Raw genomic sequence first — 26,728 nt, forward strand, 5'->3', positions numbered from 1 at the left:
TTGTTATAAGCATAAAATCGGGAGTTAAAAGCTTGCTGCTCCTAACTCCCAATTCCTAGACTATGACTATTTTCTGTATTTTGCTGACGTCTCTTTTGCCACCTGCCTCAATGTGCCGGTGATCTGATCGTCCAGTTTACCTGCTCTCAGGCCGTCCAGTACATCTCTGTGCTGGGCACGCAGGGCGCGCAGGTATTCTCCTTCAAACGCTCTTACTTCAGAAACCGGAACCTCATCCAGCAAACCGTTTGTCGCGCAGTAGATCATGGCAACCTGCTCTTCTACAGCTACCGGCGAGAATTGCGCCTGCTTCAGAATTTCCAAGTTACGACGGCCACGCTCAATGGTCAGTTTCGTAGAAGCATCAAGGTCAGAACCGAACTTAGCAAACGCCTCCAGTTCGCGGAACTGTGCCTGGTCCAGTTTCAGGGTACCAGCTACTTTCTTCATCGACTTGATCTGGGCAGAACCACCCACACGCGATACCGAGATACCTACGTTAATGGCCGGACGGATACCAGAGTTAAACAGGTTCGTCTCCAGGAAGATCTGACCGTCTGTGATAGAGATCACGTTCGTCGGGATATAGGCAGAAACGTCACCAGCCTGCGTCTCGATAATTGGAAGGGCTGTTAACGAGCCACCGCCTTTTACCAAATGACGGATAGAGTCTGGCAAGTCGTTCATGTTGCGGGCAATCTCATCAGAGGTCGTAACCTTGGCCGCACGCTCCAGCAAACGGGAGTGCAGGTAGAATACGTCTCCAGGATACGCCTCACGTCCTGGTGGTCTTCTTAGCAGCAGGGATACCTCACGGTAAGCAACTGCCTGCTTAGACAAATCATCATATACGATCAGCGCCGGACGGCCTGTGTCGCGGAAGAACTCACCGATGGCAGCTCCTGTAAATGGCGCGAAGAACTGCATTGGAGCAGGGTCAGCGGCAGATGCAGCTACTACAGTGGTATATTCCATGGCGCCACCTTCCTGCAGGGCTTTCACTACCTGGGCTACTGTAGATGCTTTCTGGCCGATGGCCACGTAGATACAGTAAACAGGCTCGCCTCTGTCATAGAATTCGCGCTGGTTCAGGATGGTATCGATAGCCACGGCAGTCTTACCTGTCTGGCGGTCACCGATGATCAACTCACGCTGGCCACGGCCAACCGGGATCATCGAGTCAATTGCCTTGATACCTGTCTGTAATGGTTCGTTTACCGGCTGACGGTAGATAACACCCGGGGCTTTGCGCTCCAGTGGCATTTCGTACAGTTCACCTGTAATCGGGCCTTTGCCATCGATTGGCAAGCCCAGTGTATTTACAACGCGGCCAACAATTCCTTCGCCTACTTTTACTGAGGCAATGCGGTTTGTTCTTCTTACGGTCGCGCCTTCTTTAATTTCGCTGTAGTCACCAAGCAATACGGCACCTACGTTGTCTTCTTCCAGGTTCAGAACAAGCGCTTGCAGGCCGTTCTCAAACTCTAAAAGCTCACCAGACTGTGCTTTGGATAGTCCGTATATACGAGCGACACCGTCACCCACTTGCAGTACAGTACCTACTTCTTCCAGTTCCGCCTCGGTACGGAAGTTCGATAGCTGCCCTCTCAATATGGCTGATACTTCATCAGGTCTTACTTCTGCCATGATTATAGTTTATTGATGTATGGGTTGTCTTTAAAATTATTCTTCAGCTTGCGAAGTGTGTTCTTCACAGAGCTGTCAATCTGTTTGTCACCAACACGCAGCACAAAGCCACCGATCAGTGAAGGGTCTACACGCTCAATCAATTCAATACGCTTGCCCGTCTCGGCTACCAGGCGCTGGCCCAGTTCGTCGCGCAGTGCAGGAGAAAGTGGAACCGCAGATGTTACCTCTGCTGTTTGTATTCCTTTTTCTTCTCTGTACTGGTCCTGAAAAGCCACCGCAACGGCCTCCAAGGCTGACTCCCGGTTCTTTTGTGCCACCAGGTTGAAAAACTTCAGCGTCAGGTCCTGTACTTTGCCTTTAAAAACGGCATTGATCACCGCCAGCTTCTTATCTGACTTTACAATCGGGTTCTGCAGCAGCAGCTGGAAATCGCGGTTTTGGGAAACTACCTGAGAGAACAGTTGCATATCGGCGTTCACCTGCTCCAACTCGTCTCTTTCGATAGCCAGCTCAAGCAGTGATTTCGCGTATCTCGAAGCAACTCTAATTTCTGACATAGTGCTTGTTTATAAGACAATGATGCTGCCGCGGCAGTTCACCGTTTATGTTTTTTAGTTAAGCGTTACTTCACGAATGTAATCCTGTGCCAGTGCCTGCTGTGCGTTCTTGTCGCTCAGCTCACGTCGCAGGATCTGCTCGGCAATCTCAAGCGACAACGAAGCTGCCATGTTCTTCACTTCCGTGATAGCGGCCTGCTTTTCGTTTTCAATCGCCTCACGCGCCTGTACAATCATGCGGGCACCTTCTTCGTTCGCCTTCTGTCTTGCCGCCTCAATCATGTTGTTGCCAGCCTCATTGGCCTCTGTCAGGATCTTGTCGCGCTCCAGACGAGCCTCAGCCAAAAGCTTCTCGTTGTCGGCTTTCAGCGACTGCATCTCCAGTTTCGCTTTCTCAGCAGAACGGAGCGCCTCCTCGATAGAGTTTTCACGCTCGTTAAGCGCCTGCATGATCGGCTTCCAAGCAAACTTCGAAAGCAGGAACAGCACGATCAAGAACGTTACTACCTGCCAGAAAATCAGACCTATACCCGGGGTTACTAATTCCATTGTCTATGTAAGTTGAATACTCGTTTCTTTTTAAATGCCTGCACTGGTTGCGGCAGGCGCTTTAACTATAACTACTGGAATCTCTGAACTCATCGTCCGGACCATTCGTCCGGACGTGAGATCAGCAAAAGCTATTACTAGCCTTTGAAAGAGATTAGCAAGCAAACTACCACACCGAAAAGTGCAACACCTTCGATAAGGGCAGCGGCGATAATCATAGCAGTCTGGATTTTACCACCAGCCTCAGGCTGACGAGCGATAGATTCCATGGCAGAGCCACCGATTCTACCGATACCCAAACCAGCGCCAAGGGCCACTAGACCAGCACCGATACCGGCACCCATGATCGCTAAACCCGCACCTTCTGTTAGAGCTTGAAGCAGAATTGCTAATAACATAATTGTAGTTATATATAGTTAAAAAAAATAAAAATTCAGATTAATGCGCGTCCCCGTGGCCTAAGTCGCCAACATGATCGTGCTCTTCTACCGCGCCGCCAATGTACATGGCAGAAAGCAGCGTGAAGATGTATGCCTGCAGCAGCGCCACGAACAACTCCAGGAAGTTCATGAACACGGCAAAGGCTACGCTAAGTGGCCCTACAGCTACACTCTCGAAAATAAAGATCAAGCTGAACAGGGAAAGAATGATGATGTGACCCGCCGTGATGTTTGCGAAGAGACGCACCATCAGCGAGAAAGGCTTTGTGAATATACCGATCAGTTCCACAGGAATCATGATGGGAGCAAGCCATTTCGGCACACCTGGTGTCGCGAAGATGTGACCCCAGTAGCTCTTATTGCCGCTGAACACTGTTATCAAAAGCGTTAGAGTGGCCAGAACAAGCGTTACAGCAATGTTACCAGTCAGGTTAGCACCACCCGGCATCAGGCCCAGCAGGTTGTTAAACCAGATAAAGAAGAACACCGTCAGCAGGTAAGGCATGTAGCGCTCATACTTCGGGCCGATGTTCGCCTTCGCGATCTCATCACGCACAAAGATGATGATCGGCTCAAAGAAAGACTGAATACCTTTTGGCGCCTTTCCTTTGTTGCTGCCATAACGGCCGGCAATCACAAAGAAAACAACCATTAGCAACACCACACTAAGAAGCAAAGAAGCTACGTTTTTAGTGATAGAGAAGTCGTAAAGGCCTGCGTGATCCTCGAGCGGCTCACCCGCCTCGTTTACACGAATAATGTGGCCGTGGTTGATAGCGTACCCGTTATAAGGCACCAACTCGTGGTTCTCGTTGTAGAAATTACTTGAAGAGAATACCTCCAGATTACCGTTATCGAGCAGTATAACCGGCAGGTAAAGAACAGCGCCATCAGCAAAGTGCCAGGTGTAATCATCTGCAATGTGATGCATGATCATGTCGCCGGGCTTGAACTCCCCACCTTCTTCAGCGGCTTTAACGTTTGCAGTGAGCGCGAGAAAGGAAAACAGTAAAATAAATAACTTCTTCATTAAGAGAGATTTAGAAGTAAACTCCGTTTGGTCGAACTTTATACTTCGTTATGCTTTTTCAATTGCGGTGCGAAGTTAGCCAATATGCTGTAAATTTCAAACCCGGTGTACACGAAATACAAAACAAAAAAGTTTAAAACGAACGCCATACGTCCTTCCTCAAAGAACCAGGCATAGATGCCGACCACCCCCAGACTCATCAGCATCCGGAAACCCATGGAGGCGAAATAATATGCCTGGAAATTATCCGGGTCGTTCTTGTATCCTAACTGGGTCAGGTAGTAGGTAAAACCCGTGATCAAAATAAAGAAAAGCAGGATGTACCAGACGTATGGGTGCACCAGCGCATAGCCGGTAAACTGCAGCAAGGCCCCTGTGATCACACAAAGTATGGCTGTCAGGAAAAACAGGTTTCGAATGAACTTCACGCTTCTACTTATTTTTGGTAATGGATATAATTGTCAGGACCATGGTGGCCACTACGGCTACCAGCAGCAGCACAATTGTAAACCAGGGCTGCTTGTTGCCCATGTACTCGTCCAGCTCCTGCCCGGCCCAAGCCGCCAGCAAAAGCGCACCGATCATCTGAAACGCCATGCCCGAGTATTTCACATAAGGCTTGATGTTATCCTGGCGCTGCTTCTCAGGCTTGTCCTCTTTATCGGGCGATGATGGTGTGGTCATATGCTTTTAGTTTTGCAAAGGTACTCCTTTTTATGACGCCAGCAGCAACAGCATCAGGAGCCTGTTAAAGTATGCCGTGCCTGAAACCAATTACGATTTTGTATAGTTCAATAGCAGGCTGTAAAACAGCCTCTTTGCTAAACTATCCGCGGATTATTGTATTTTTGTAGATGGCGTGCTGCCGTGCCAGGTGCTGTGGTCCGCTTTTACGTGCAAAGCCCGCGCCGGTGCCCATACTTTACACACGGGCCTTATCGTTATATTGTGTACTAAATAAAGTGCTAAAAACCCTGCACCCTTTTGCCTTGAACAAGAAGCCGCTTCACATACTCTTTATACTTGTCGGGCTGACGCTGGCGGCATGCTCCGCTGAGCGCAACAACCCGCTGAGCAAAACCTACCACAATACCACAGCCCGCTACAACGGCTACTTCCTGGCCAAGGAGAAAATGCGCCTGCTGGAGGAGAAACAGGAAGAGCAGATGGTGTACGACTACAGCCAGGTGCTGCCCATCTACCCCATCCTCGACTCAACCACCGCAAACGCCGCTGCCGCCGACCTGGAGGACATCAAGAAAAAGGCCTCTTTTCCGATTCAGTACCACCAGAACAGCAAGTGGGTAGACAACAGCTATAACCTGATAGGCAAAGCCAGCTTTTATGAGTTGAAGTTTGAGGAGGCCGTGCGCACTTTTAAATATGTAAACGCCAACAGCAAAGATGCCGACGATAAGCATGAGGCGCTGGTGTGGCTGATGCGCTCGTTTATGCAGCTGGATGAGATGGAGAACGCCAAGCAGGTATCGGAGTACCTGCGCAAAGAGCGCCTGAACCGCGACAATGCCCGGGAGCTATACCTGGCCCGTGCTCATTATTATACGCTGGAGGGCGATACGGCCCAGGTGATCGAGAACCTGGCGCTTTCCATCCCTAACTTCGAGGATAAGGATGCACAGTCGAAGGTGCGGTACACGCTGGCACAGCTTTACCAGCTCACCAACCAGGACAAAGAGGCAAGCAAGCAGTACGCGAAGATCCTGCGCCGCAACCCACCCTACGACCTCGGCTTCTTCAGCCGCCTGAACCTGGGCCAGGTATCGGAGCTGGCGGACAAGGACGACCGGGAGCGCATTGAGGGATACTACCGAAAACTCCTGAAAGACGACAAGAACAAAGAGTACCGCAACAAGATATACTATGAGATGGCGCAGTTCGAGCTTCGCCAGCAGCACTACGACAAGGCACTTGAATACCTGAACCAGTCGCTGCGCACGCCGGGTTCGCTGCCCAACCAGAGCGCCTACAGCTATGTTTCGGCCGGAGAGATATACTTCGACAACCTGCAGAAGTATAACCTGGCCGCCGCCTACTACGATAGCGCCGTGCAGGTATACCCTAAAACAGCCGCTATGTACGAAGCCGTGGCTGAGCGCCGCGATATCCTCGCTGATTTTGCCCGGCAGTACACCACCATCCAAACCCAGGACAGTCTGCAGCGCCTGGCTAAGATGCCCGAGGCCGAGCGCATGGCCTTTCTGCAGCAGTTGGTGCAGTTAGAGGAGGAGGCGCGGCTGGCCGAGCAGGAAAGGCAGCAGCAGCTGGTGCAGGAGGAGCGAAAGCAAGCCCCGCGGCAAAACCGGAACAGCAACAGCAACGACTTACTGGCCAATAACGGCACCGGTGGCGTCTGGTACTTCGACAACCCCACTGCCATGGCCACTGCCCGCGCCGAATTTACCCGCCGCTGGGGCGATAGGCCGAACCAGGACTTTTGGCGCATCCGCACGCGCGGCGAAAACCAGAACCAGACCAACGTAGTTGCTGCCACTACCCCTGCTGCTGAGCCTGCCGCCGCTGCCGCACCCGAGCAAACGCCGGAGGAGCGCCTGCAGGCGCAGGTAGATTTATACTTGCAGGACATCCCGCTGACTACCGTAGCCTTTCTACGTTCTGAAAAGCTGGAGGAGGACGCCTTGTTCCGCCTGGGGGGTATCTATGCCCAAAGCCTGAAAGCGCCCAACGATGCCATCAGCACGTATGAGCAGCTTCTGGAGCGCTTCCCCCTGACAGAGCATGCCCCCGAAACGTACTACAGTTTATACTTGCTCTATGGCCGCACCGGCAATACCGAGCAGCAGCAGGTATACTTCAACAAGATTAAAGACAAATTCCCTGGCACGGTGTATGCCCGTTTGATCGAGGATTCTGATTTCATGAAGAAGAATGCCTCCACTAATCTGCTGGTGCACGCACTTTATGATTCGGCTTATACCCATTACGACGCCCGGGAGTACAGGCAGACGCTTTCGCTGCTTAACCGCATCACCAGCCAATACCCGCTAAACGACATTCAGGACAAGGTAGCGTTTCTGGATGCGATGGTGGCGGCCAATACCGAGAAGCCAACGGTGCTGTTTGATAAGCTGACCCGCTTCAAGAACCAGCATAAAGGGAGCCCGCTCGTGAAACAGGCTGACCAACTGCTCATCACTTACCAGGAACTGGAAAGGCGGAACCAGCTCCGGACGGATGCACCTGAAACACCAGCCCCTGCACCTAAAAAAACGGACAAACGCACGCCGGAGGAAAAAGTCAGCACAAAAATTGCAACAGCTAAAACGGCAGCGCCTACAGCCACGGTGCCTGCCGCTGATACAAAGGCCAAGGTGCCCGCTACGCCAGCGGCAAAGCCAGCAGTTGCAGCGGCAGAACAAGGCCAGCAGCAGCAGTTACCTGCGGTTCCTACGGCTTCAACTCCTGCTGACTCGGCTACTGTGCCTGCTGTGGTTGCGGCTGCAGTTCCTGCTGTAGACCCTATGGCGTATGAGGCAGGGGCGGACTCTGCGTATTTCTTTGTTTTGATTTACCCGACGGAGGCCAAGGCTTTCGAGGATATTCAGCAGAAGTATGCCAAGTATAACAACACTTATTACAAGAAACAGAACCTGGCTGTGGACTCAGTTGCCTACGGGAATGGCAAAACAATGCTGGTGATGCGTGCCTTTGAGGACCCTGCGCTGGCAACATCCTATAACATTAAACAAAAGGGGCCACAGGCACCGGTGGGTAGAATCAGAGGCGTAGATTTCACTACCTTTGTGATCTCATCTGCGAACTACCAGAAGTTCTTGCAGAAGAAAGACCTGGAAGCTTACCTCACCTTCTTTAAAAACAATTATTAATTACATGTCTACGAGCCAAAAGACACTGCCAAAGAAAAAATCGGTCTACCCTAAGATAATATCAGCCCTGTGGCTGCTGTTTGTAGGCGGTTTTCTGGTGTTTATACTTTACCTCTACGCTGTTAGCATCAACTTCCTGAACCTGTTCGGGGAGCTGCCTAGCACGCGTTCGCTCGAAAACCCCAAAAGTGAGCTTGCCTCGGTACTTTACTCTGCCGACAATGAGATACTCGGCAAGTACTTCCGCGAGAACCGCACGCCCGCCGATTACGAGGAGTTGCCACAGGTGCTCATAGATGCCCTTATCGCAACCGAGGATATCCGTTTTGAGGAGCACTCCGGGGTGGATCCCCAGGCTATGGCGCGCGTGGCAACGGCTATACTTACCGGACAATCAAAAGGCGGGGGCAGTACGCTGACGCAACAGGTAGCCAAAAATCTTTTCAGAACGCGTGGTGAGGATTTGAATAATGGCATCCTGAATGATGTACCCGGCTTGCGCACACTTATCCACAAAACAAAAGAGTGGATAATGGCGGTGAAACTGGAGCAGTCTTATACTAAGAAGGAAATCCTGGTGATGTACCTGAACATCTTTGAGTTCGGTAGCAACGCCTTTGGTATCAAGTCTGCCTCCAAGACCTTCTTCAACAAAAACGTAGGCGACCTGGAAGTGCAGGAGGCAGCCGTGCTGGTTGGCCTGTTCAAGAACCCAACCTACTACAGTCCGCGCTTCAATCCCGAGAACTCCAAGGGGCGCCGCAATGTGGTGCTGGCGCAGATGGTGAAGTATGGCTTCCTACCGCAGGAGGAGTATGACAAGCTGAAGGAGGAGGATATTGTACTGGATTACAAAGTCGAGAACCAGAATGTGGGCATGGCACCTTATTTCCGTACAGAGGCCAGCAAATCCCTGCGCCAGTGGTGCCGCGAAAACGGTTACGACTTATACGCTGACGGTTTAAAGATTTATACTACGATTGACTCCCGTATGCAGCGCCACGCCGAGCAGGCCGTAGCCGAGCACATGAAAGACCGCCAAAAAGCTTTCTTCGAGCACTGGGCGGGCCGCAACCCCTGGGTGGATCGCAACAACAAAGAAATAAAAGACTACGCTGAGAATGCCATCAAGCGCACAGAGCGCTACCGTCGCCTGAAAGAGCAGTTCCCCGACAACGAAGACTCCATCAACTTTTATCTTAATAAGAAGATCCCGATGACGGTGTTCACCTGGAACGGTGATGAAGAGCGGATGATGAGCCCGATGGACTCGCTGAAGTACTACAAGAAGTTTCTGCAGACAGGTTTTATGGCCATGGAACCACAGACAGGCCACATCAAGGCATGGGTGGGCGGCATCAACTATCAGCACTTCAAGTATGACCACGTAAAGCAGGGAGCACGCCAGCCTGGTTCCACGTTTAAGCCTTTCCTGTACACGGCTGCCATCGAGAGTGGCTACTATCCGTGCTACGAGGTGCTGGATACCAGAACGTGTATTCCGCTTTCTGACGGAACGCAGTGGTGCCCGGATAATGCAGACAACAAGTATAGCGGAGAGAAGTATACCTTGCGCCGCGCACTTGCCGAGTCTGTCAACTCTATTTCTGCTTTCCTGGTGAATAAAGTTGGTCCGGAAGCACTGGCACAGACGGCAAAGCGTCTTGGCATTTCTACGCCACTGGATGCTACGCCTTCGCTGGCACTAGGCAGTTCTGATGTATCGCTTTACGACATGGTGGGAGCTTACGGTACTTTTGTAAACGGTGGAACCTGGGTGGAGCCGAACTACATTACCCGCATTGAGGACAAGCATGGCAACGTGATTGCTGAATTTGTGCCGAAGAAAGTGGAAGCCTTGAGCGAGGAGACAGCTTACATGATGGTGCACATGCTCAAAGCCGCTGCCGAGCCGGGCGGAACCGCTTACTATGGCCTTCGCTTCCGCAATGGCTTAAAGAACGAGATGGGTGCCAAAACGGGTACTACACAGAACTACTCCGATGCCTGGTTTATGGGCGTAACGCCGGACCTTGTCTGCGGCACCTGGGTTGGCGGAGACGACCGTTCCATTCACTTCCGCACACTTGCCTTAGGGCAGGGCGGTAAGCTGGCCATGCCTATCTATGGCGCTTTTATGCAAAAAGTGTATCAGGATAAGTCGTTGGATGTGTCTAAGGAGCCTTTCCCTAAACCTTCTACGCCTTTATCGGTAGAATTAGATTGTGCCAGGTACAACCAGGGCGTGCAAATAGACTCTACTCAGCAGGATGAGTTTCTGAACCTGCCGACAGAGATTGACCTGGACACCGAAATCTAATTTTTACCTATGCCAGCAAACGAGAAGCTGAAGGAGAAAATATCGCACCTGCCGCATAAGCCAGGTATTTACAAATTCTTCGATGAGAAGGGCATTATCTATGTGGGTAAAGCGATTGATATCAGGAAGCGCGTGAGTTCCTACTTCAATCGCTCTGCCCAGCATAACCGCAAAACCCTGAAGCTCGTGTCCCAGATTAAGGATATCGAGTTCACGATTGTGGATACTGAGGCAGATGCCTTTCTGCTTGAAAACAACCTCATCAAGCAGTACCAGCCCAAGTATAACATCCTGCTGAAGGACGGTAAAACCTATCCGTACATCTGCATCATTAACGAGCGTTTCCCTCGCGTTATCACCACCCGAAATAAAATAAACGACGGCTCCCGCTACTTCGGCCCCTACCCAACCGGTACGGCCATGTACGTGGTGCTGGATCTTATCCGGACGCTCTATCCGCTGCGCACCTGCACCTACAATCTTTCTCCGGAGAATGTGGCGGCTGGCAAGTTTAAGGTTTGCCTGGAGTACCACATCGGCAACTGCAAAGGCCCTTGCGAAGCGCTGGTAGATGAGACTGAGTACAATGCGAACATCGCTCAGATAAAGAACATACTTTCCGGTAACCTCTCTGTAGCCAAAAGTTACTTTAAGGAGCACATGGCCGCCGCTGCCGCCGATTTCCAGTACGAGCTGGCGCACAAGTATAAACAGAAGCTCGACATGCTGGAGGATTTCCAGGTGAAGTCGACGGTGGTGAGCAATACCATCACCAATGTGGACGTGTTCACCATCACCAGCAACGAGGAGTGCGCCTTTATCAACTACCTGAAGGTGATGAATGGCTCCATTATACTCACCCAATCGCTGGAGATACAGAAGAAGCTGGATGAGGATGATGCCGAGATACTTGCCTCTGTAATTGTGCAGCTGCGCCAGGAATTTGAAAGTACTTCGCGGGAGGTGATCACCAACATAGAGCTAAGCCTGCCGCTTGATTCGATCACCATCACGTATCCACAGATCGGGGATAAGAAAAAGCTGTTAAGCCTTTCACTGAAGAACGCGCTATACTTGCGCAAAGAGCGGGAAGGGCGAAAAGAAAAGAACAAGGACTTAAGCGAGCAACGGGAGCTGCGGGTGCTGGAGACGATGAAGAAAGACCTGCGCCTGACCGAGCTTCCCCGCCAGATCGAGTGTTTTGACAACTCCAACTTTCAGGGCGATAACCCGGTGGCTTCTATGGTTTGCTTCAAAAACGGCAAGCCCAGCAAGAAAGATTACCGCCACTACAACATCAAAACGGTTATCGGCCCGAACGACTTTGAATCGATGTATGAGATCGTGACGCGCCGCTACCGCCGCCTGCTGAACGAGAACCAACCCCTGCCGCAGTTGATCATTATCGACGGGGGCAAAGGACAGTTAAGTATGGCTGTGAAAGCGCTGAAGGATTTGGATATCTATGGCAAAATAGCGGTGGTTGGTATCGCCAAGCGATTGGAGGAAATATTTTACCCTGGCGACTCCATGCCGCTCTACATCGATAAGAAATCAGAATCCCTGAAGCTGATACAGCGGCTTCGAAACGAGGCGCACCGCTTTGCCATTACCTTTCACCGCAGCAAGCGAGACGCCGGTACATTGAAGACGGGGCTGACGGACATCAAAGGCATTGGCCCTTCCACGGCTGATGCACTGCTGCAGAAGTACAGGTCCGTTAAAAAGGTTCGGGAGTTAAGTATGGCAGAGCTCGCCGATGAAGTAGGACCGGCGAAGGCTGCTATCGTGTACGCCTACCTGCATCCTGTGAGCGAAGAGGAAAACCCAATGAACTAGGACAACAGTTTACTGCTTTATACTTGCAAACCCTTTAAGTTCCTGATAAAGCAGCAAGGCGCTACAAGTATAAATATCAGAGCACAAAAAAAGGGAGACTCAAACGAGTCTCCCTTTTTAGTATGGTTACGGCTGTAAGCTTAGTAGCTCCACAGGCTGTATTCGTATTCTATCAGGGCTTCAGCGGCATCCTGTGCAGCTAATAGTCCTTTTTTACCACCACCGTAGATATCAGCCAGTGCTCTGTCGCCTGGGTTTGAGATCTTTGTGATGTAAGAGCTGAACAGCCACAGATCAAACGCATCAGCCAGGTTCTTGTGCTGGGCATCGTTCTGTGCGTTGTACCAGATCGCCATTTCCGGATTGTTACGGAAAATACGAACCAGGTCGCTCATTTTAAAGCTTGCCACGTTCTGCTCAAAGCCTAGTGGGTTAAGCGTAGAAGGCACCTTTATGCTGATCGACTGAATATCATGGTACATGCGGGAGCGCTTCTTATCGAATATTACGTTCTCCTTAAGCTCCAGCAGGTACAGCTGCTTTGGGAAAAACTCATTGCTCACAGGACCAGTTTGTGTTGCAACGGCATCTGCACCCAAGGCATCACCCCAGGCATCCTCCGCTTCTTCTTCCTGCTGTCCAAAGCCTGCTGCGATTTCCTCTTCACTTAGGCCACCACCTGATTCTTTCGGCGTCATGTTCGCCACGAATTCCTCACGTGTGATCGGCGTGTTCAGAGAGTCACTTTTGTAAGCTGTCAACTCACCGCTTTTCACTGCGTTGATGATGATCTTAGTGATTTCCCTGTTTTCGGAGAACATTGGCCTGTTCTGCTTTTCGCGCAGGTCAATTTTACGCCATACTGTTTTCTTGAACAGGACATCAGACTCTGGAATAGGCCGTGCCGAAGGGTTGCTTGCTGCCGTATTTGCTACCTGCTGCGCCATGGCACCAACAGAGAACATCAATCCGGCTGCTATACCTATTGCTTTAACTAGTTTCATACTCCTTGTAAGCTTGTTAAATGTTAATTTAAAGGAACGATAAAGCTAGGGGTACCTATGTTCACATCCACTGCCTGTCCTTTGTAGTTCAGGCGCTTCACGTCAACTACCTCTATTACTACCCTATCCCCTTTGTTTGCCTTAGCAGCAAAGCTTGTCAGGTTAGCTGTAGGTCCTGAAAACTCTCCCTGATCAACCGGCTGGTTGTTACGCACCAGGTAAGCTCTCCACTTTGTTACTCTATAACGTGCCTCGTTCGGTAATAATTGTTTGAAGCCTTCGTCTGCCACAGCCTGTATTTCTACTGCTCTGAAAGATTGTGCAGGAACACCACGACGTGAATCGATTGGCTTTCCGTTCACTAAAGGCACAATTTCCGGCTTCGGCAATGGACGCACCTTGAATGTTTCCTTACCAATGGCATTACCACCGCTGCTCACATTTATCGTTACAGATGTTGCGTTAGGGATAATGGTTACTTCACCTTTCTTAGCACCTTTGATGGCAGCACCACCGCTTGCGCTGAAGCTTGGATCATACACAGCACCCAAAGCCGGTACCTGAATGTTCAGTTCGTTTGCAGCACCGAAATAAAGGGCCTGAACCGAAGCAGACTGCACCTGTATCACGGGCTTGGCTACCACGTAGTCTTCCGTTACTGTAAATGTGGTGTCTCTGCCATTCTGGTTGATTGTTACCTGGCCTTTCCACGTTTGCTTCGAGTTACCGTCCGCATCGTAGTTCGAGGCCGCAGCCACAAACTCCACTTTACCCATGCCATTCTCTACTTTCACAGGCTTGCCCTGGTAAGTCATTCTTGGCGTGATGTTGTCGGAAGAAGCGGCAATGAACATGTCTGCTGAGTACTTTGTACCTGCAGCCACTGTTTTGGATTCAGCACGTGCCATGGCGAAGATCTTCTCGAACTTGATGATGTCCGCTCCTACTTGCTGTGCCAGTTTCTGCAGTGCATCCGCCTCGTACTTCAGTACTTCTGCTTCCTTCTGCGAAAGAACTGCCAAAGCTGCTACTAATGGAGTTGCCTCAAAATTAAGCTGTGCAAAGTCTTTGTTCCGCTGCGCCTTGTCATTCTTAGCAACCGGATCTTCGCTACCCGCCAAAGCTAGTTCAGCTGGCATATCCGGGTTGTAAGTTTTCATAAACTTAGCATAGTTGTTCAGCTTGTCCTCCAGCTCATAAGCTGCTCCGTTGTTCTTGTTGGCTGCACCAATCATGTTGATGGCTACCACGTCTTCTGAGCTTGGGTTGGCATACTGGGCCGGATCCTCTGGGTTTGTACCGCCAGTCTCCTTGATCAGCATCTCACGCAGGCCTCTGATGTACGCTACCATGTCAGAAGTTTGCTGACGTACCTGCTGTGCATTTTGCAGCACGCGCTTGTCGTTTGCAGAAGGGGTTTTGTTCTCTGCAACGGCAGCTTGAATGTTATTTACTACACCGGCGTTATCCTGTATTGTCTTATCGTTTACAGTCTTTAAACTTTCGTCCAGAAACTGAAACTTCAACAGAATCGCCGAGCTCACTTGCAAGGCAAGAAGGGCAGTCAGTACCAGGTACATCATGCCGATCATCTTTTGCCTAGGTGTCTCTTTTCCTCCAGCCATTATTTACTCTTTAACTGTGTTTTCTTTGATTTAAGAATTTCTGTGAGGATGGGCTTAGCCTTTCATGGCTGTTAACATGTTACCATACACTGTGTTCAGCGAGTGCAGGTTCTGTGTTAAGCGGCCAACTTCTTGCTTGAACTGCTCTGTGTCCTTGCTGGCATCGGTTAGGTTTTCCATCGCCATGCTTAGGTTTCCGTAGAACTTGTTCATTGCCTTCAGGTGGTTGTTGGCATCCTGAAGCTCCATCTCATACACTGCGTTCAATGCGCCCAGATTGCGGGTCATGCCCTGTACCTGGTTGTGGTATTCCTGCGCATCTGCAGAAGAAACAGCCATTTTAGAGATAGCATCCGCTGTAGAAGCGTAAGCCACGTTGATTTTGTCTAATTGATCAGAAGCTGTTCTCACACGTACAGCATACTCTTCTGTAGCGGCAGTTGCCTGGCTCATGTCAGACATGCTGGCAGCTGTTTCGCTCAGGCGGTTCAGGCCAAGGCCAAGTCTGTTGATTGTTTCTGGTGTGATGTCAGCGTTGCGCATCATTTCGTCCAGCTTTCCTGTAACGGAAGGACCTGCCGATAAAGCAGCATTTGCCGGCACAAGGCCTTCTCCTGCATAATCGTCTGCAAGCTGTGGGTATACTCTGGCCCAGTCTGGTTCAGCATGGTTTGGCTGGAATGCACTTAGTGCAAAGATAACCGCCTCTGTGCTAAGACCGATGATCAACATCAAGTCGGCACCTTCCCAGTGCTGTATTTTAAACAAGGCTCCAATAATAACGACGGCGGCACCAAGACCATATACTTTTGGCATCAATACGTCGTACAAGAAACTGCGTCCTTTAGCTTTGCTCATTTTAAGTTGTAATTAATGTAGTGAATGATTTAGGGGGATTGGTTTTTTTTATTGCTGTTAGTTAATTAGCTGATTGCTTCTGCTAATTAAAATTCGCCTCCTGAAGAACGTCCAAGATAGATCATGGAGTTCCGGAAGCCGATATAAGATCTGGCAGAATCCTGGAATTCAAAATTGCGGGTACCTGTTTCCAGGAAATATGCAATATCTTTCCAAGAGCCACCTCTTACCACTTTACGCGGCTCATTATCGTCGTTGTATACCGGGTTCAAATCCCACGTAATCGGAACGCTGGCATCAGCATAAGCATCTGCGCACCACTCAGCCACGTTTCCGCTCATGTCATACAGGCCAAAGTCGTTCGGGAAATACTGGGCAACAGGAGCTGTATACTGGAATCCATCGCTGTAATAGTCGCCACGGCCTGGCTTGAAGTTAGCTAACAAACAGCCTTTTCCGTTGCGCAGGTACGGTCCGCCCCAAGGATATACCGCCATATCGCGACCACCTCTTGCTGCATACTCCCACTCTGCCTCCGTAGGCAGGCGGAATGCAGGCATTGGCGCCATGCCATCTGCCGTGTTCGCCTGGTTTTTGTGCTTGGTGCGCCACTCACTAAAATACTTGGCGGCGAACCAATCCACACCTACCACAGGATAATCATCGAACGCTGGATGAGAAAAGTAATATTCCATCAGCGGGTCGCCCATGTGGTACGTATAGTCTTTTACCCAAACAGTAGTATCCGGGTAAAGCTCCGTCATCACGAACTCCTCACCCAGCACATCAATAGAGTCCTGCAGCATCACGTTGATAAACTGGCGGTACTCATTGTTTGTGATCTCAGTTTCATCCATATAGAAGCCACCAATTGTAACCTGCTTGTTCAGGTTCACCATTGATGCTGCGATATCCTGGTCAGCTTGTCCCATATGGAACGTACCACCTGGGCAGGCCACCATGCCGTAAGGCACTTCCTGCGGATTGTACTCTGGCCGGTCCTCTGCACCAACAAGATCACCTTCTGGTCCACGTCCCATCCCACAGCTTGCAAGCAGTATAACCGCCATAGCAAAGGAAGACAGCTTAATTAGTTTATTCATGATGACTGTAAAAAAGTAAATTTTCTGTAATGATTTTTTTGTACACTTTTATGGGTGTAGCAAATATATGAGAATTAGGAATAAATAAAAAACAATTCTCTAAGACACAAATTTTTAATTTTAGAACGCGATAAGAAGCTGATTATTATAGCACTAAATCATATTTTTTTTGTGTACTATTTTAAGACAGCCCCGCTAAACTAAGCAATCAATTACAATAAACAATCCCTTACTTTGAAAAGAAGTAGCGTGGCGTACGAACAGGTGGCTTAAACCGTATTACCGGCTCCGGAAGGCGGTAATTAAGCATCACCTCGTGAGAAGTGGCAGCCTTAGCGGCCGCATCGAAAACAGTAACATCCAGTGCATATCCAACCCGCAGCGCATTGTCCTGTAACAGAGACACTCCCACAAGTGCACTAACAGCTTCCTCATGTCTATAATTCAATCCAATCCAATATTTTTCTAAATAAGTGGCTCGCCCCCCTACATCGAAGGAGAAAACCTCGGTATCGTGCTTCAGCAAAACGGTTGGTGTAAGGGTCACATCCGTGCTTAGTGGCAGGTGGTACCCGCCTGTTACGTAAATATGATTCTCCCCTAATAAGGTGCCTTTGCCACCAGGCACCGCGCCGGCAAACTCATACTCGGCATGGAGCAGATTGGTCACACCGCCACCAGCGTAGAACGTCTCTGATTCGTACCATAAACCGGCACCCAGGTCGAACTTGGTATCAGAGCTGTTCACGGGCACACTTGGGTCGTTTTCCTGGTTTGGGCGGTAGCTGCCTTTCTTGTAATTGTTCACATTTCCCTGTATGCCCAGACCCAGCTTACCTGTCTCTCCTATATTAATATGAAAGGAATAAGACAGCGCTGCAGACAGTTCTGTGGTATTTCCAATTTTATCGCGCATCAGGCTAAGGCCCACGCCGCCGTGCAGCAGGCGCACCGGGGTGTGCGCGGTAATGAGCAGCGTCTGCGGTGCGCCGCCATCATCAAAGGAGGCCTCATAGCCCAGCCACTGGTAACGGTAAATAGAAGTAAACTCGGGGCGGTTGGTGATACCCGCATAAGCAGGACTGATGTACAGCTGGTTGAACCCATAATGGGTGAACTGCGGCTGCTGCTGCGCCATGGCAAGTGGTACTGCCAGGAAGATCAGCAGCAATACGGGTAAGAACTTTTTCATAGGCTGCGGCAAAGAAGGCAAGGTGTGGCACGTGCGCTTAGCACGCAAATCTTTCCAAATATAGGGATTAAACACTAAAACGCAAATGCGAGCACACCCGTGGGCAGTACTTGCGTTTGCGTTTTAGATAGTATGGAAAATGAAGGCAAAAGTTGCGTTAGCCCCTTACTTTTTTCCCTTCTTTGCCTGGTTTTGTATGTATACCTCTATGGCTCCCGTCATGGAAGGTGCGTTTGGCAGCGGCGCCTCTATGTCCAGTTCCAACCCGGCATCAATCACTGCTTTGGCGGTGGTGGGGCCAAAGGCGGCGATGCGGGTGTTGTTCTGCTTGAAATCCGGGAAGTTGATGAACAACGAATGAATCCCCGACGGACTGAAGAAGGCAAGGCAATCGTACGTCACGTCATCCAGGTCAGACAAGTCGGCGGCCACTGTTTTGTAGATAATGGCCTCGGTGTGCTTGATCTTGTTAGATGCCAGGAACTCAGGGATATCCTCTTTGCGGATGTTGGAGCAAGGGAACAGGAACTTCTCGTTCTTGTGCTTCTTGATCACCTCAAACAGGTCCTTTGCCGTTTTCTCACCCACAAACAGCTTGCGCTTGCGGAGCGTGATATACTTTTGAAGGTAATAAGCCGTTTGATCAGAGATACAGAAGTATTTCATATCGGCCGGCATTTCTATTTTACTCTCCTGGCAGATACGAAAGAAATGATCTACGGCGTTACGGCTTGTAAAGATGATGGCCGTGTGGGAGAGTATATCAACTTTGTCTTTCCGAAACTCCTTGAAAGGAACTGGCTCCACCTCAATAAATGCCCGGAAGTCGACCTTAATGTCATACTTCTCCGCAATCGACAAGTATGGAGAGTTATCAGTTGTTGGCTGCGGCTGCGTAACGAGGATACTCTTAATTGGAATCTTGTACCTTTCAGGGTTCGCAGTGCCCTTTGCTTTGCTTTCAGACATAGTAGAATGATGCGGTTAATAAAATGTCAGCTGCTGCAATACCCGCTTAGTAATTAAAAACTATGAGCTTTAGTATAATTGCAAGCGGAATCACTTCTGTGGCGCAAAGGTATGAAAATAAATGCAAATTAAGTACAGACGCTTTCTTATTTACAGCCGCAAACACGCGTAGTATCGTGATAACCAACACAAACGAAACAGCGAGGCTCGAGACAAGCACAATGGCATCGGGCAGCACCGCGTTCAAGCCCAGGTAAAGCAGCATCACCAGCGGCAGGAAAAGCCCCAGAAAAAGCAGGGAACGCATAAACTCCATATACTGCAACTCCACCACCTGCTCCAGCCCAAATATAAAAGACATCACTTTCAGGAAAATATACTTTAACAGCACCACGCTGAATACCATGATGGTGTAGAAAATAACTTTTGTGGTGATATCGGCTTCCGAGACCGGGAACAGGCGGTTGAAGAGCTTTACGTGCTGCAGGTTGGTGTGGATGGCCGTGATGAGCAAAGCCAGCGACAGCGAAAAAGCCAGCAGAAACAGCATATTCGACACAGAACTCACAGGTTTAGTTGCGTACAGCTCTTCGCGCTGAGTAGAGCTGAAGAAGCGGTTAAAGCTGAACATCTGCTGAAAATCAGCCGGGTAGTTTACGCGCAGCACTCCGTACAGCAGGCCGATCAGCAACATAAAGATGATAAAGGCATTCTGGTTCACGTAATCCCGCACCTGGATAGAGAAGGGCCGCTGGTTCAGTCGCTGCGCCGCATCTGGGGTGCGCGGCGCATTTCGGAAAGAACGCACATTCGGCTGCTGTGCCGGGTGCCACACCGTGAGGAGGTACTTCCCCTGCACGGGCTCCAGGTTCCTGGTGTAATCGGTAAGGTTTAGCGTGTAGTTCGCCGCAAAGTCAGCCTTAAAGATAAGGCGGTTGTTCAGAAACAGGCACAGGTTCTGTGGGGCGGCAAAGGCAATATTGAAGGGTTGCGCCTGCGAAACAGGCAGCCACTGGTGCAGGGCATTGTAGTTGTCATGTACACCGGCAACATAGGGAACCAACTGGGTTTCCCCGTCGCGCTGCACCATCCAGTTGCCGGTGATCGTGTTTTTTTGGTCGAGCGGCAGCACCTGCGCCTGCACAGGCCCCAGGGTAGCCCCCAGCCAGGCCAGCAACAGCACGATAGGAAATAAGTAGGGTTGGGATGCTCTGAGCACTGTGTTACAAGATAAACTGCTGCGTATTGACCCGCCTGTGGCAAAGCCATACGTTAAACCAATAGACAAAAGTATAAAAGTAAATGCTAAAAAGCACTTCTGTCACAAAGGGTTACAGGCACAGGCCTTCAACAGAAGCGTCCATCATTAAGAATGCAGCACACCCCGCAACTGCAGCATGTTTATATCGATGAGGTTCTCCTCCACCACCGCATCCGGCACGAACACAAATTTCTTATCGAATATCTGGCGGTCAATGTAGTAGCTTACCCAATACTCGTTGTTGATGTGGAAGATAGCCGGGTCGATCGGCTCTACCTGCACAAAGCTTTTTGCCTCCACACGCTCAAACATGTGCCGCAGCACCGAGGTCTTCACTTCATTTCCGTCTATCACGCCATAGCCTTTGGAGGTTACGAGCACGTTCTCGACAGGAAAAGCATTGTTGTTCAGCAAGTACACATCCCAAGTGGGATCTCCGGTTGGCGAGGGCGTAGCGGCAATGGCCACAGAGATCCCCTCCACCGTTCCAAAATCAATATCCTTCTTCATGCGTTGCTGTTGTAATCGTGGCACCGAAAAGCTGGCCTAGGTGCTTTAGAACTTTTTCCTCTACCGCTGCCATCGGCAATTCATGGCCCAGCTCCTTTGCCAGCGAAGTTACGGCTTTATCAGAAATGCCGCACGGCACGATGTTATTAAAATAATCGAGGTCGGTGTTTACGTTGAAGGCGAAACCGTGCATGGTTACCCAGCGGCTGCACTTCACGCCCATTGCGCAGATCTTGCGCGGATTCTGCTGCGCCTCGTGGTCGAGCCAAACGCCGGTGAGGCCCGGAATGCGACCAGCCGGAATACCATACTCAGCCAGGGTAAGTATAACGGCCTCCTCCAGGAAGCGCAGGTATTTGTGGATGTCGGTGAAGTAATTTTCCAGGTCCAGGATGGGATAGCCCACCAGCTGGCCGGGACCGTGGTAGGTGATATCGCCGCCGCGGTTGATTTTGTAGTAAGTAGCTCCCTTGGCGCTCAGCCCCTCCTCGTTCAGCAGCAGGTGGCTTTCGTGGCCGCTCTTGCCCAGCGTGTACACATGCGGGTGCGAGCAGAAGAGCAGGTAATTGGGCGTTGGCTCCTGCGCATCGGCTTCGGCCTTGCGGTTCTGCACTTTCAGCTCCAGCACGCTGTTAAAGAGTTTCTCCTGGTATTCCCAAGCTTCTTTGTAATCGATCAGCCCCAGGTGTTCAAATAGAATTTCGGTATTTTTCTGCACGTTATACTTTAGAAAGTTCTCGTTTCAGGTAAGCTATACTTTCGCTTTCGTTCGGGTTCTCCTTGTTCAGGTCGGCCATGTAAATCGATACCCAGTCGAACAGGTGGATGAGGTAAAAGGCCTGCTCCAGAAAGGTAGCACCCATAGCCTCTATCTCCAGCACCCGCTGCACCTTTTTCTCCAGCAGCGGCTTAGCCAGGTCCATTTGCTGCTTTACGCGTGGGTGGCAGTACACGGACTTGATGAAGAGAACAGCCAACTGGTCGAATAGTTCCGACGGGTGCTGCCATCCCTCTATCTCGTTGTGGCTCACCTCCGGGAAGATGCTCACATGCGCCAACTGCTTGGCGTTTGAGTTCAGCTGCTGCTGCAGGCGCAGGGCCACCGGCTCCAGCGTGCTGCTGGCGTAAATCATGGGGACTTTTCCCTGCAAGGCGCTGGCTAGGGCGCTCGCCTGCACTTTTATACTCCCGGCCTGCTCTTCCAGTAGGTTTATACTTTGCACAACTTCCCTTTTAAAAGTATCGTCCAGCAGCTCTGCGTGGTGTAGCAGATAAAGCAAGTCGACTACGGCATACCCAAACAATGCCCGCGGCTGCCGCGGCTCCTCGTCCAGCCGGATGTGCGGCACCTGCTGCTCCTGCGCAATGCGGAGCAGTTCCCCGCCCGCCGTCAGGAAGCCCACCGCGGCATCCGCTTTCAGGGCCTCACGCACCACTGACAGGATTTCCTCTGTGTTGCCCGAGAAAGAGGAGGCGATCACCAGCGTATTTGCCCCTACAAAAGAGGGGAGGGTATAGCCTTTAGCCAGCACCAGCGGCACCTCCAGCTTGTCGGCTACGTAAGACTGTATCAGACTGGCAGCTACACCGGAACCACCCATACCGGCAACTACTACGTTGCTATACTTAGGACCGCGGAAGGTAACACCGGCGCGTTCTCCTACATCCATGGCATCGCGTAGCTGCTCACTAAATTTCTCAACCAGTTGTTTCATTGCATCGGTAAATTTATGGCAAAGCAGCCTCAGCTGCCCGCAAAGTACAAGATTTCTATGGGTTCTCAAACAAGTGCTCACCTCCGCACCGGCCAGTCCGGCGAATCGCTTGCTGCAGCTTACCTGCAGCAGCAGGGCTACACGCTGCTGCACCAGAACTACAGGTACAGGCGCGCTGAAGTGGATATTATCGCGCAGAAAAACGACCTGCTGGTGTTTGTGGAGGTAAAAACGAGAACTACCGATAGGTACGGATATCCGGAGGAGGCGGTTAGTTCCCGCAAAGAGGAGCTGCTGTTAAGCGCCGCCGAGGCATTTATACTTGAAGAGGGTTGGCAGCAGGAGGCGCGGTTTGACATTATCTCCATCACGCTTACCTCACCGCCCACTATCCATCACATCGAGGATGCTTTTCACTGATTGGTTCTTGCCTGCTCCCGCTTATCGAACTTGCCCAGCTCGAAGATCGGGGTGGCGTGGCGGTCGTACTCTTTGATTAGGATGGGCTCGGCCTGTGGCTCATAAGCGGTTTTGGGATACTGGAACTCGTAGTGGCGGCGGTTGCGGAAATCGTAGTAGTTTATCCATACGCCAACCTTGCGGCCTTTCTGGTACTGCCCGCTCCACTCCAGTTGTCCGTTCTCGTAAAAGCGGTAGTACGTGCCCTGTACCTCGCCAAATTCATAAGGGATTACTTCTTTTATCTTTTTGGTGTCGCCGTAGTACGTTACAACGGCATCGCGCAGGAAGCCTTTTTCATAATGCTCCTTGTCTAGCAAAGTATGGTCTTCGTTATCGCGGTATTTTTCCCAGCGCAGGTGCTTGGTGCCGATGTAGAAATAGCCTTCTTCCACCACCTCGTCGTTCAGGGTTTTCTTGTAAGGGCCGTGCAGCACCTTATAGCGGTTTGTATCCTCCACGTTGGAGCCTGAGCGGGCCAGTTTCTTGTTCTTCGTGTCGTAGTAGTACTTGAAAGGAGCATAAGGATCGGGCTCCTCGTGCACGGGCAGGTAGCTGAAAAACTCAACGGTTTCTCTGGAGCGGCCACCGGTTTTGGTGTAGGCGCGCTTCACTTTGTAACCTAGGAACTCTTTCTTGCTGCGTTTCTTCTTTCGCTTTTTCTTGGCCTTCTCAGCAATCTCCTCCTCCAGCGGATTGCGCTTTTCCACAGTGGGCATGGTTGTGTCGGCAGCGGCGAGTGCATCGGTCGCTGTCGCGCCTCTTCCTTTCAGCTGTGCTTTGTCCAGGTTGTAGTCGCTGTTCCACTTAGGCTGGCCGCAGCCGCCCAGCATCAACAGAAACATACCTGCTACCAACGTATAAACCAAATGCTTCAACTTTGACTGACTTTTGAAAAACTGAATTTCAATTTGCCACTGTTTCTGCCGGGCAAAAACAGCTAGTAATTTATTTAACGTAAAGATGCACATTATAAGTATAGGCACCAATACACCGTTTCGCCCCCTATAACTGCACAGACTGCCTGTAAGTTTCATTTTATACCTGGTGCCCGCAGGCAGCAAAAAAGGCAGCACCCAAACGGGCACTGCCTTAGTATAAAACTGTTGGTATGTTTTACTTATAACTTAAGATCAGCCTGAGCTAATTTAGCTTAAACTGATCCACGGCTTCACTAGCGGCTCTACTTTGTAGCTGTCATTTTTATGCACACGCATCAAGAAAAATCTTGTGTCTTGATACTTATATCTTGTGTCTCAAAAACCTACTCCTGCGTCATCAGCTCAAAGCTGCGCTTCACAAAGCCTGTGAGAGCGGCACCAGAAAGCATGTTCTGCGACAGCAGGGCCAGATCAAACGCCTGACGGGCCAGCTTATCCTTCTCCTCAGCCTTTAGCACACGCTGGTTCAGGGCATGGTTCGCGTTGATGGTGACGTTGTACATGTCCGGCATTTCGCCCATGAACATCATTCCTCCGCCACCGGCACGGTTCATGTCCTTCATGCGGCGCATAAACTCAGGCAGGGTGATTACCACCGGCGCGTCATCCGGGGCAAGCGGCGCTACTTCTACCGTCATGTTCTTGTTGTTGATAGCCTGCTCGTACACCGTCTTCAACTCTTCCTTCTCGGTATCGTTCAGCACGCTTTCCTTCACCTCGTCACGCTCAATCAACTTGTCCGTAGTTTCAGAGTCTACGCGCTTGAGCGTGGTCTTCTCCAGCTTCTGCTCCAGCAAACCGATAAAGTGGCTGTCGATCACCGAATCCAGCTTCAGCACGTCGTAGCCACGGCTCTGGGCCGCCTCCACAAACGCATGCTGCTTCTCCGCATCCGAAGTATACAGCAGCACCAGCTGCTCGCTCTTGTTCGTTTGGTTAGCCTGCACGAGCGCCTTGTACTCCTCTACAGTGTAGTACTTGCCTTCGGTGCTCTGCAGCAACACAAAATCCTTCGCTTTTTCATAGAACTTGTCGTCGCTCAGCATGCCATACTTCACGAACACGCTGATGTCGTCCCAGTTCTTCTCAAACGTTTCGCGGTCTTTCTTGAAGATGTCGTTCAGCTTGTCGGCTACCTTTTTGGTGATGTAGGTGTTGATCTTCTTCACGCTGGCGTCGGCCTGCAGGAACGAGCGGCTTACGTTCAGCGGAATGTCCGGCGAATCGATCACCCCGTGCAGCAGCATCAGGAACTCCGGCACTACGTCTTTTACCTCATCGGTAATAAAAACCTGGCGCGAGTACAGCTGGATTTTATTACGCTGCACCTCGAAGTCGTTCTTCAGCTTCGGGAAGTACAGAATACCAGTCAGGTTGAATGGGTAGTCCACGTTCAGGTGGATCCAGAACAACGGCGGCTCCGCCATCGGGTAAAGTTCTTTGTAGAACTCCTTGTAGTCCTCTTCCTTCAGGTCGGCTGGCTGCTTTGTCCAGATCGGGTTCGGGTTGTTGATTACCTCGCCCTCAAACTCCACTGGCACCGGAAGGAACTTGCAGTATTTGTCAAGTATAGTGCGGAGGCGCATCGGCTCCAGGAACTCCTCCGAGTCCTCGGCCACGTGCAGAATCACATCCGTGCCACGCTCGGCGCGCTCTACCGATGTAATGGTAAACTCTGTGCTGCCGTCGCACTCCCAGCGGGCTGCCTCAGAACCGTCTTTGAAAGATTTGGTGATGATCTCCACGCGGCTGGCCACCATAAAGGCAGAGTAAAAGCCCAAACCAAACTGACCGATGATCTGATCTTTGTCGCCGGCAGAATCTTTGAAACGCTCCACAAACTCGGTAGCACCCGAAAAGGCGATCTGGTTGATGTACTTCTTGATCTCCTCGGCCGTCATACCGATACCATTGTCGGAGATGGTGATGGTTTTGGCCTCCTTGTCAACGGCTACCTTTACTTTCAGCTCGCCCAGGTCGCCGGTATAATCGCCGATGGCCGACAGGCGCTTGGCTTTCTGCGTCGCGTCTACCGCGTTACTTACCAGCTCGCGCAGGAAGATCTCGTGGTCGGAGTACAAGAACTTCTTGATGATCGGGAAAATATTCTCGGTGTGGATGGAGATGTTACCTCTTTCTTCCATTGTCTGTACGTTATATGTTGTTAGCTAAATCTATTGCGGTATTTATACTTCAGGCCTGCTTTCAAATCCTGTTCCACATACAGTCGTAGTGACAGGTTGTCAGAATTCAGCTGCAATTACTTCCGGGCAGGGTGGTGGTGCGGCGTTAGTAGCCGGTTTTGGGTTCGGTATATTTTGGCTTAGCAGCGGCTATACTTGCTGAAGCTATACATGTTAAATTATTTGGCGCAAGCGTCCGCTTGTGCCTTTGACTGCCTCAGCTACAATTCGATAGCCACTGCTCACTGCAATTGAAAACAAGCTATCCTATCTAGCTGCCCTTCATCCTCCAGCTCCCAAGCACCTATCGTTTCACCTTTAGCTTTGGAGCGCTCACGGCCGCGGGGCCCCGTCCTCGGGCATCGCGCTGGGACCTTTTCTTTGCTCGCTTCGCTTTGCAATCCCGCTCACGCGGGACCGAAAAACTCCAAAGGCGCTCAACCCAAGGACTGGAATCGGTTCAGATAGCTACTGCTTGTGCTCTCTTCCTTTACACGAATTGTAGGGACAGGTCGCGACCTGTCCGCGCGATGCCACCAGCGAATTAACTTAAACTTGAGTAGGAGCAGGGAATTAAATTCCCCTCCTCGGAGGGGGTAGGGGTGGGTTAACACACTACCCGGAATCACAGCGCTTATACTTCAGCAAGAGCAATTA

Annotated in this window: 23 protein-coding genes; 4 read left to right on the forward strand and 19 right to left on the reverse strand. The window is 50.8% G+C overall.

Annotated features, from left to right (window positions below; translation table 11 throughout):
* Window positions 1–66: 66 nt before the first annotated feature.
* The 7 genes from atpA to A0W33_RS07480 all read right to left on the reverse strand — a co-directional run bounded on the left by atpA (window position 67) and on the right by A0W33_RS07480 (window position 4,910).
* Window positions 67–1,647 carry a F0F1 ATP synthase subunit alpha gene (gene atpA, locus A0W33_RS07450; RefSeq protein WP_068837569.1) on the reverse strand — a complete coding sequence of 527 codons (1,581 nt, stop codon included), beginning with the start codon at window positions 1,645–1,647 and terminating at the stop codon, window positions 67–69.
* Between the two features lie 2 nt (window positions 1,648–1,649).
* On the reverse strand, window positions 1,650–2,207 hold the full coding sequence (atpH, locus tag A0W33_RS07455) for an ATP synthase F1 subunit delta (protein WP_068837570.1): 558 nt from the start codon (window positions 2,205–2,207) through the stop codon (window positions 1,650–1,652).
* Between the two features lie 54 nt (window positions 2,208–2,261).
* On the reverse strand, window positions 2,262–2,756 hold the full coding sequence (locus tag A0W33_RS07460) for a F0F1 ATP synthase subunit B (protein ID WP_068837571.1): 495 nt from the start codon (window positions 2,754–2,756) through the stop codon (window positions 2,262–2,264).
* A gap of 137 nt (window positions 2,757–2,893) precedes the next feature.
* The gene (atpE, locus tag A0W33_RS07465; RefSeq protein WP_068837572.1) at window positions 2,894–3,154 is read right to left on the reverse strand and encodes an ATP synthase F0 subunit C; all 261 of its coding nucleotides are present in this window, start codon (window positions 3,152–3,154) and stop codon (window positions 2,894–2,896) included.
* A gap of 40 nt (window positions 3,155–3,194) precedes the next feature.
* Window positions 3,195–4,226 carry a F0F1 ATP synthase subunit A gene (gene atpB, locus A0W33_RS07470; protein ID WP_068837573.1) on the reverse strand — a complete coding sequence of 344 codons (1,032 nt, stop codon included), beginning with the start codon at window positions 4,224–4,226 and terminating at the stop codon, window positions 3,195–3,197.
* A 38-nt stretch (window positions 4,227–4,264) separates the two neighbouring features.
* Entirely contained in the window at window positions 4,265–4,654 is a 390-nt protein-coding gene (locus A0W33_RS07475) for a hypothetical protein (protein WP_068837574.1), read from the reverse strand.
* A gap of 4 nt (window positions 4,655–4,658) precedes the next feature.
* Window positions 4,659–4,910, reverse strand: a complete 252-nt coding sequence (locus tag A0W33_RS07480; RefSeq protein ID WP_068837575.1) for an AtpZ/AtpI family protein — start codon at window positions 4,908–4,910, stop codon at window positions 4,659–4,661.
* Between the two features lie 278 nt (window positions 4,911–5,188).
* Here A0W33_RS07480 and porW point away from each other — a divergent pair, with 278 nt between their 5' ends.
* Genes porW through uvrC form a run of 3 tightly spaced genes read left to right on the forward strand, consistent with a single transcriptional unit; the run spans window position 5,189 to window position 12,251 of the window.
* Window positions 5,189–8,092 carry a type IX secretion system periplasmic lipoprotein PorW/SprE gene (gene porW / locus A0W33_RS07485; RefSeq protein ID WP_244888624.1) on the forward strand — a complete coding sequence of 968 codons (2,904 nt, stop codon included), beginning with the start codon at window positions 5,189–5,191 and terminating at the stop codon, window positions 8,090–8,092.
* 4 nt (window positions 8,093–8,096) lie between these two features.
* On the forward strand, window positions 8,097–10,412 hold the full coding sequence (locus tag A0W33_RS07490) for a penicillin-binding protein 1A (RefSeq protein WP_068837576.1): 2,316 nt from the start codon (window positions 8,097–8,099) through the stop codon (window positions 10,410–10,412).
* 9 nt (window positions 10,413–10,421) lie between these two features.
* Window positions 10,422–12,251, forward strand: coding sequence for an excinuclease ABC subunit UvrC (uvrC, locus tag A0W33_RS07495; RefSeq protein ID WP_068837577.1), 1,830 nt, complete (start codon window positions 10,422–10,424; stop codon window positions 12,249–12,251).
* A 140-nt stretch (window positions 12,252–12,391) separates the two neighbouring features.
* Here uvrC and porN read toward each other — a convergent pair whose 3' ends face one another.
* From porN to A0W33_RS07545, 10 genes are all read right to left on the reverse strand, one after another.
* Entirely contained in the window at window positions 12,392–13,255 is an 864-nt protein-coding gene (gene porN / locus A0W33_RS07500; protein ID WP_068837578.1) for a type IX secretion system ring subunit PorN/GldN, read from the reverse strand.
* A 23-nt stretch (window positions 13,256–13,278) separates the two neighbouring features.
* A complete protein-coding gene (gene porM / locus A0W33_RS07505) occupies window positions 13,279–14,880 on the reverse strand; it encodes a type IX secretion system motor protein PorM/GldM (protein ID WP_068837579.1) in 1,602 nt (533 codons plus the stop codon).
* A gap of 54 nt (window positions 14,881–14,934) precedes the next feature.
* Entirely contained in the window at window positions 14,935–15,738 is an 804-nt protein-coding gene (gene porL, locus A0W33_RS07510; RefSeq protein ID WP_068837580.1) for a type IX secretion system motor protein PorL/GldL, read from the reverse strand.
* Between the two features lie 86 nt (window positions 15,739–15,824).
* Entirely contained in the window at window positions 15,825–16,841 is a 1,017-nt protein-coding gene (gene porK, locus A0W33_RS07515) for a T9SS ring complex lipoprotein PorK/GldK (RefSeq protein ID WP_068837581.1), read from the reverse strand.
* Window positions 16,842–17,070: 229 nt separating this feature from the next.
* The gene (locus A0W33_RS07520; protein ID WP_068837582.1) at window positions 17,071–18,033 is read right to left on the reverse strand and encodes a PorP/SprF family type IX secretion system membrane protein; all 963 of its coding nucleotides are present in this window, start codon (window positions 18,031–18,033) and stop codon (window positions 17,071–17,073) included.
* 165 nt (window positions 18,034–18,198) lie between these two features.
* Entirely contained in the window at window positions 18,199–19,002 is an 804-nt protein-coding gene (locus A0W33_RS07525; protein ID WP_068837583.1) for a uroporphyrinogen-III synthase, read from the reverse strand.
* A 46-nt stretch (window positions 19,003–19,048) separates the two neighbouring features.
* Window positions 19,049–20,221, reverse strand: a complete 1,173-nt coding sequence (locus A0W33_RS07530; protein ID WP_082815159.1) for a DUF4271 domain-containing protein — start codon at window positions 20,219–20,221, stop codon at window positions 19,049–19,051.
* A 147-nt stretch (window positions 20,222–20,368) separates the two neighbouring features.
* Entirely contained in the window at window positions 20,369–20,773 is a 405-nt protein-coding gene (locus tag A0W33_RS07535) for a hypothetical protein (protein WP_068837584.1), read from the reverse strand.
* On the reverse strand, window positions 20,757–21,491 hold the full coding sequence (gene lipB, locus A0W33_RS07540; RefSeq protein ID WP_068837585.1) for a lipoyl(octanoyl) transferase LipB: 735 nt from the start codon (window positions 21,489–21,491) through the stop codon (window positions 20,757–20,759). Before lipB ends, A0W33_RS07535 begins: the two co-directional genes overlap by 17 nt.
* Before the next feature lies 1 nt (window position 21,492).
* Window positions 21,493–22,488, reverse strand: coding sequence for a bifunctional phosphoglucose/phosphomannose isomerase (locus A0W33_RS07545; RefSeq protein WP_068837586.1), 996 nt, complete (start codon window positions 22,486–22,488; stop codon window positions 21,493–21,495).
* A 15-nt stretch (window positions 22,489–22,503) separates the two neighbouring features.
* Between A0W33_RS07545 and A0W33_RS07550 the strand changes: the two genes are divergently transcribed.
* Window positions 22,504–22,908 (forward strand): YraN family protein, encoded by a 405-nt coding sequence (locus A0W33_RS07550; protein WP_229802103.1) that lies wholly within the window; start codon window positions 22,504–22,506, stop codon window positions 22,906–22,908.
* Here A0W33_RS07550 and A0W33_RS07555 read toward each other — a convergent pair.
* Entirely contained in the window at window positions 22,902–23,825 is a 924-nt protein-coding gene (locus A0W33_RS07555) for a toxin-antitoxin system YwqK family antitoxin (protein ID WP_068839997.1), read from the reverse strand. The two genes, A0W33_RS07550 and A0W33_RS07555, sit on opposite strands and share 7 nt — an antisense overlap.
* Before the next feature lie 386 nt (window positions 23,826–24,211).
* Entirely contained in the window at window positions 24,212–26,032 is a 1,821-nt protein-coding gene (gene htpG / locus A0W33_RS07560; protein ID WP_068837587.1) for a molecular chaperone HtpG, read from the reverse strand.
* Window positions 26,033–26,728: the final 696 nt, after the last annotated feature.

The sequence above is a fragment of the Pontibacter akesuensis genome (genome assembly GCF_001611675.1).
Classification (GTDB): domain Bacteria; phylum Bacteroidota; class Bacteroidia; order Cytophagales; family Hymenobacteraceae; genus Pontibacter; species Pontibacter akesuensis.

Bases quoted from the DNA above. Each gene is read 5' to 3' on its own strand.
- atpA (WP_068837569.1), bottom strand. From the start codon at position 1,647: ATGGCAGAAGTAAGACCTGATGAAGTATCAGCCATATTGAGAGGGCAG.
- atpH (WP_068837570.1), bottom strand. From the start codon at position 2,207: ATGTCAGAAATTAGAGTTGCTTCGAGATACGCGAAATCACTGCTTGAG.
- A0W33_RS07460 (WP_068837571.1), bottom strand. From the start codon at position 2,756: ATGGAATTAGTAACCCCGGGTATAGGTCTGATTTTCTGGCAGGTAGTA.
- atpE (WP_068837572.1), bottom strand. From the start codon at position 3,154: ATGTTATTAGCAATTCTGCTTCAAGCTCTAACAGAAGGTGCGGGTTTA.
- atpB (WP_068837573.1), bottom strand. From the start codon at position 4,226: ATGAAGAAGTTATTTATTTTACTGTTTTCCTTTCTCGCGCTCACTGCA.
- A0W33_RS07480 (WP_068837575.1), bottom strand. From the start codon at position 4,910: ATGACCACACCATCATCGCCCGATAAAGAGGACAAGCCTGAGAAGCAG.
- A0W33_RS07490 (WP_068837576.1), top strand. From the start codon at position 8,097: ATGTCTACGAGCCAAAAGACACTGCCAAAGAAAAAATCGGTCTACCCT.
- uvrC (WP_068837577.1), top strand. From the start codon at position 10,422: ATGCCAGCAAACGAGAAGCTGAAGGAGAAAATATCGCACCTGCCGCAT.
- porN (WP_068837578.1), bottom strand. From the start codon at position 13,255: ATGAAACTAGTTAAAGCAATAGGTATAGCAGCCGGATTGATGTTCTCT.
- porM (WP_068837579.1), bottom strand. From the start codon at position 14,880: ATGGCTGGAGGAAAAGAGACACCTAGGCAAAAGATGATCGGCATGATG.
- porL (WP_068837580.1), bottom strand. From the start codon at position 15,738: ATGAGCAAAGCTAAAGGACGCAGTTTCTTGTACGACGTATTGATGCCA.
- porK (WP_068837581.1), bottom strand. From the start codon at position 16,841: ATGAATAAACTAATTAAGCTGTCTTCCTTTGCTATGGCGGTTATACTG.
- A0W33_RS07520 (WP_068837582.1), bottom strand. From the start codon at position 18,033: ATGAAAAAGTTCTTACCCGTATTGCTGCTGATCTTCCTGGCAGTACCA.
- A0W33_RS07525 (WP_068837583.1), bottom strand. From the start codon at position 19,002: ATGTCTGAAAGCAAAGCAAAGGGCACTGCGAACCCTGAAAGGTACAAG.
- A0W33_RS07535 (WP_068837584.1), bottom strand. From the start codon at position 20,773: ATGAAGAAGGATATTGATTTTGGAACGGTGGAGGGGATCTCTGTGGCC.
- A0W33_RS07545 (WP_068837586.1), bottom strand. From the start codon at position 22,488: ATGAAACAACTGGTTGAGAAATTTAGTGAGCAGCTACGCGATGCCATG.
- A0W33_RS07550 (WP_229802103.1), top strand. From the start codon at position 22,504: ATGGCAAAGCAGCCTCAGCTGCCCGCAAAGTACAAGATTTCTATGGGT.
- htpG (WP_068837587.1), bottom strand. From the start codon at position 26,032: ATGGAAGAAAGAGGTAACATCTCCATCCACACCGAGAATATTTTCCCG.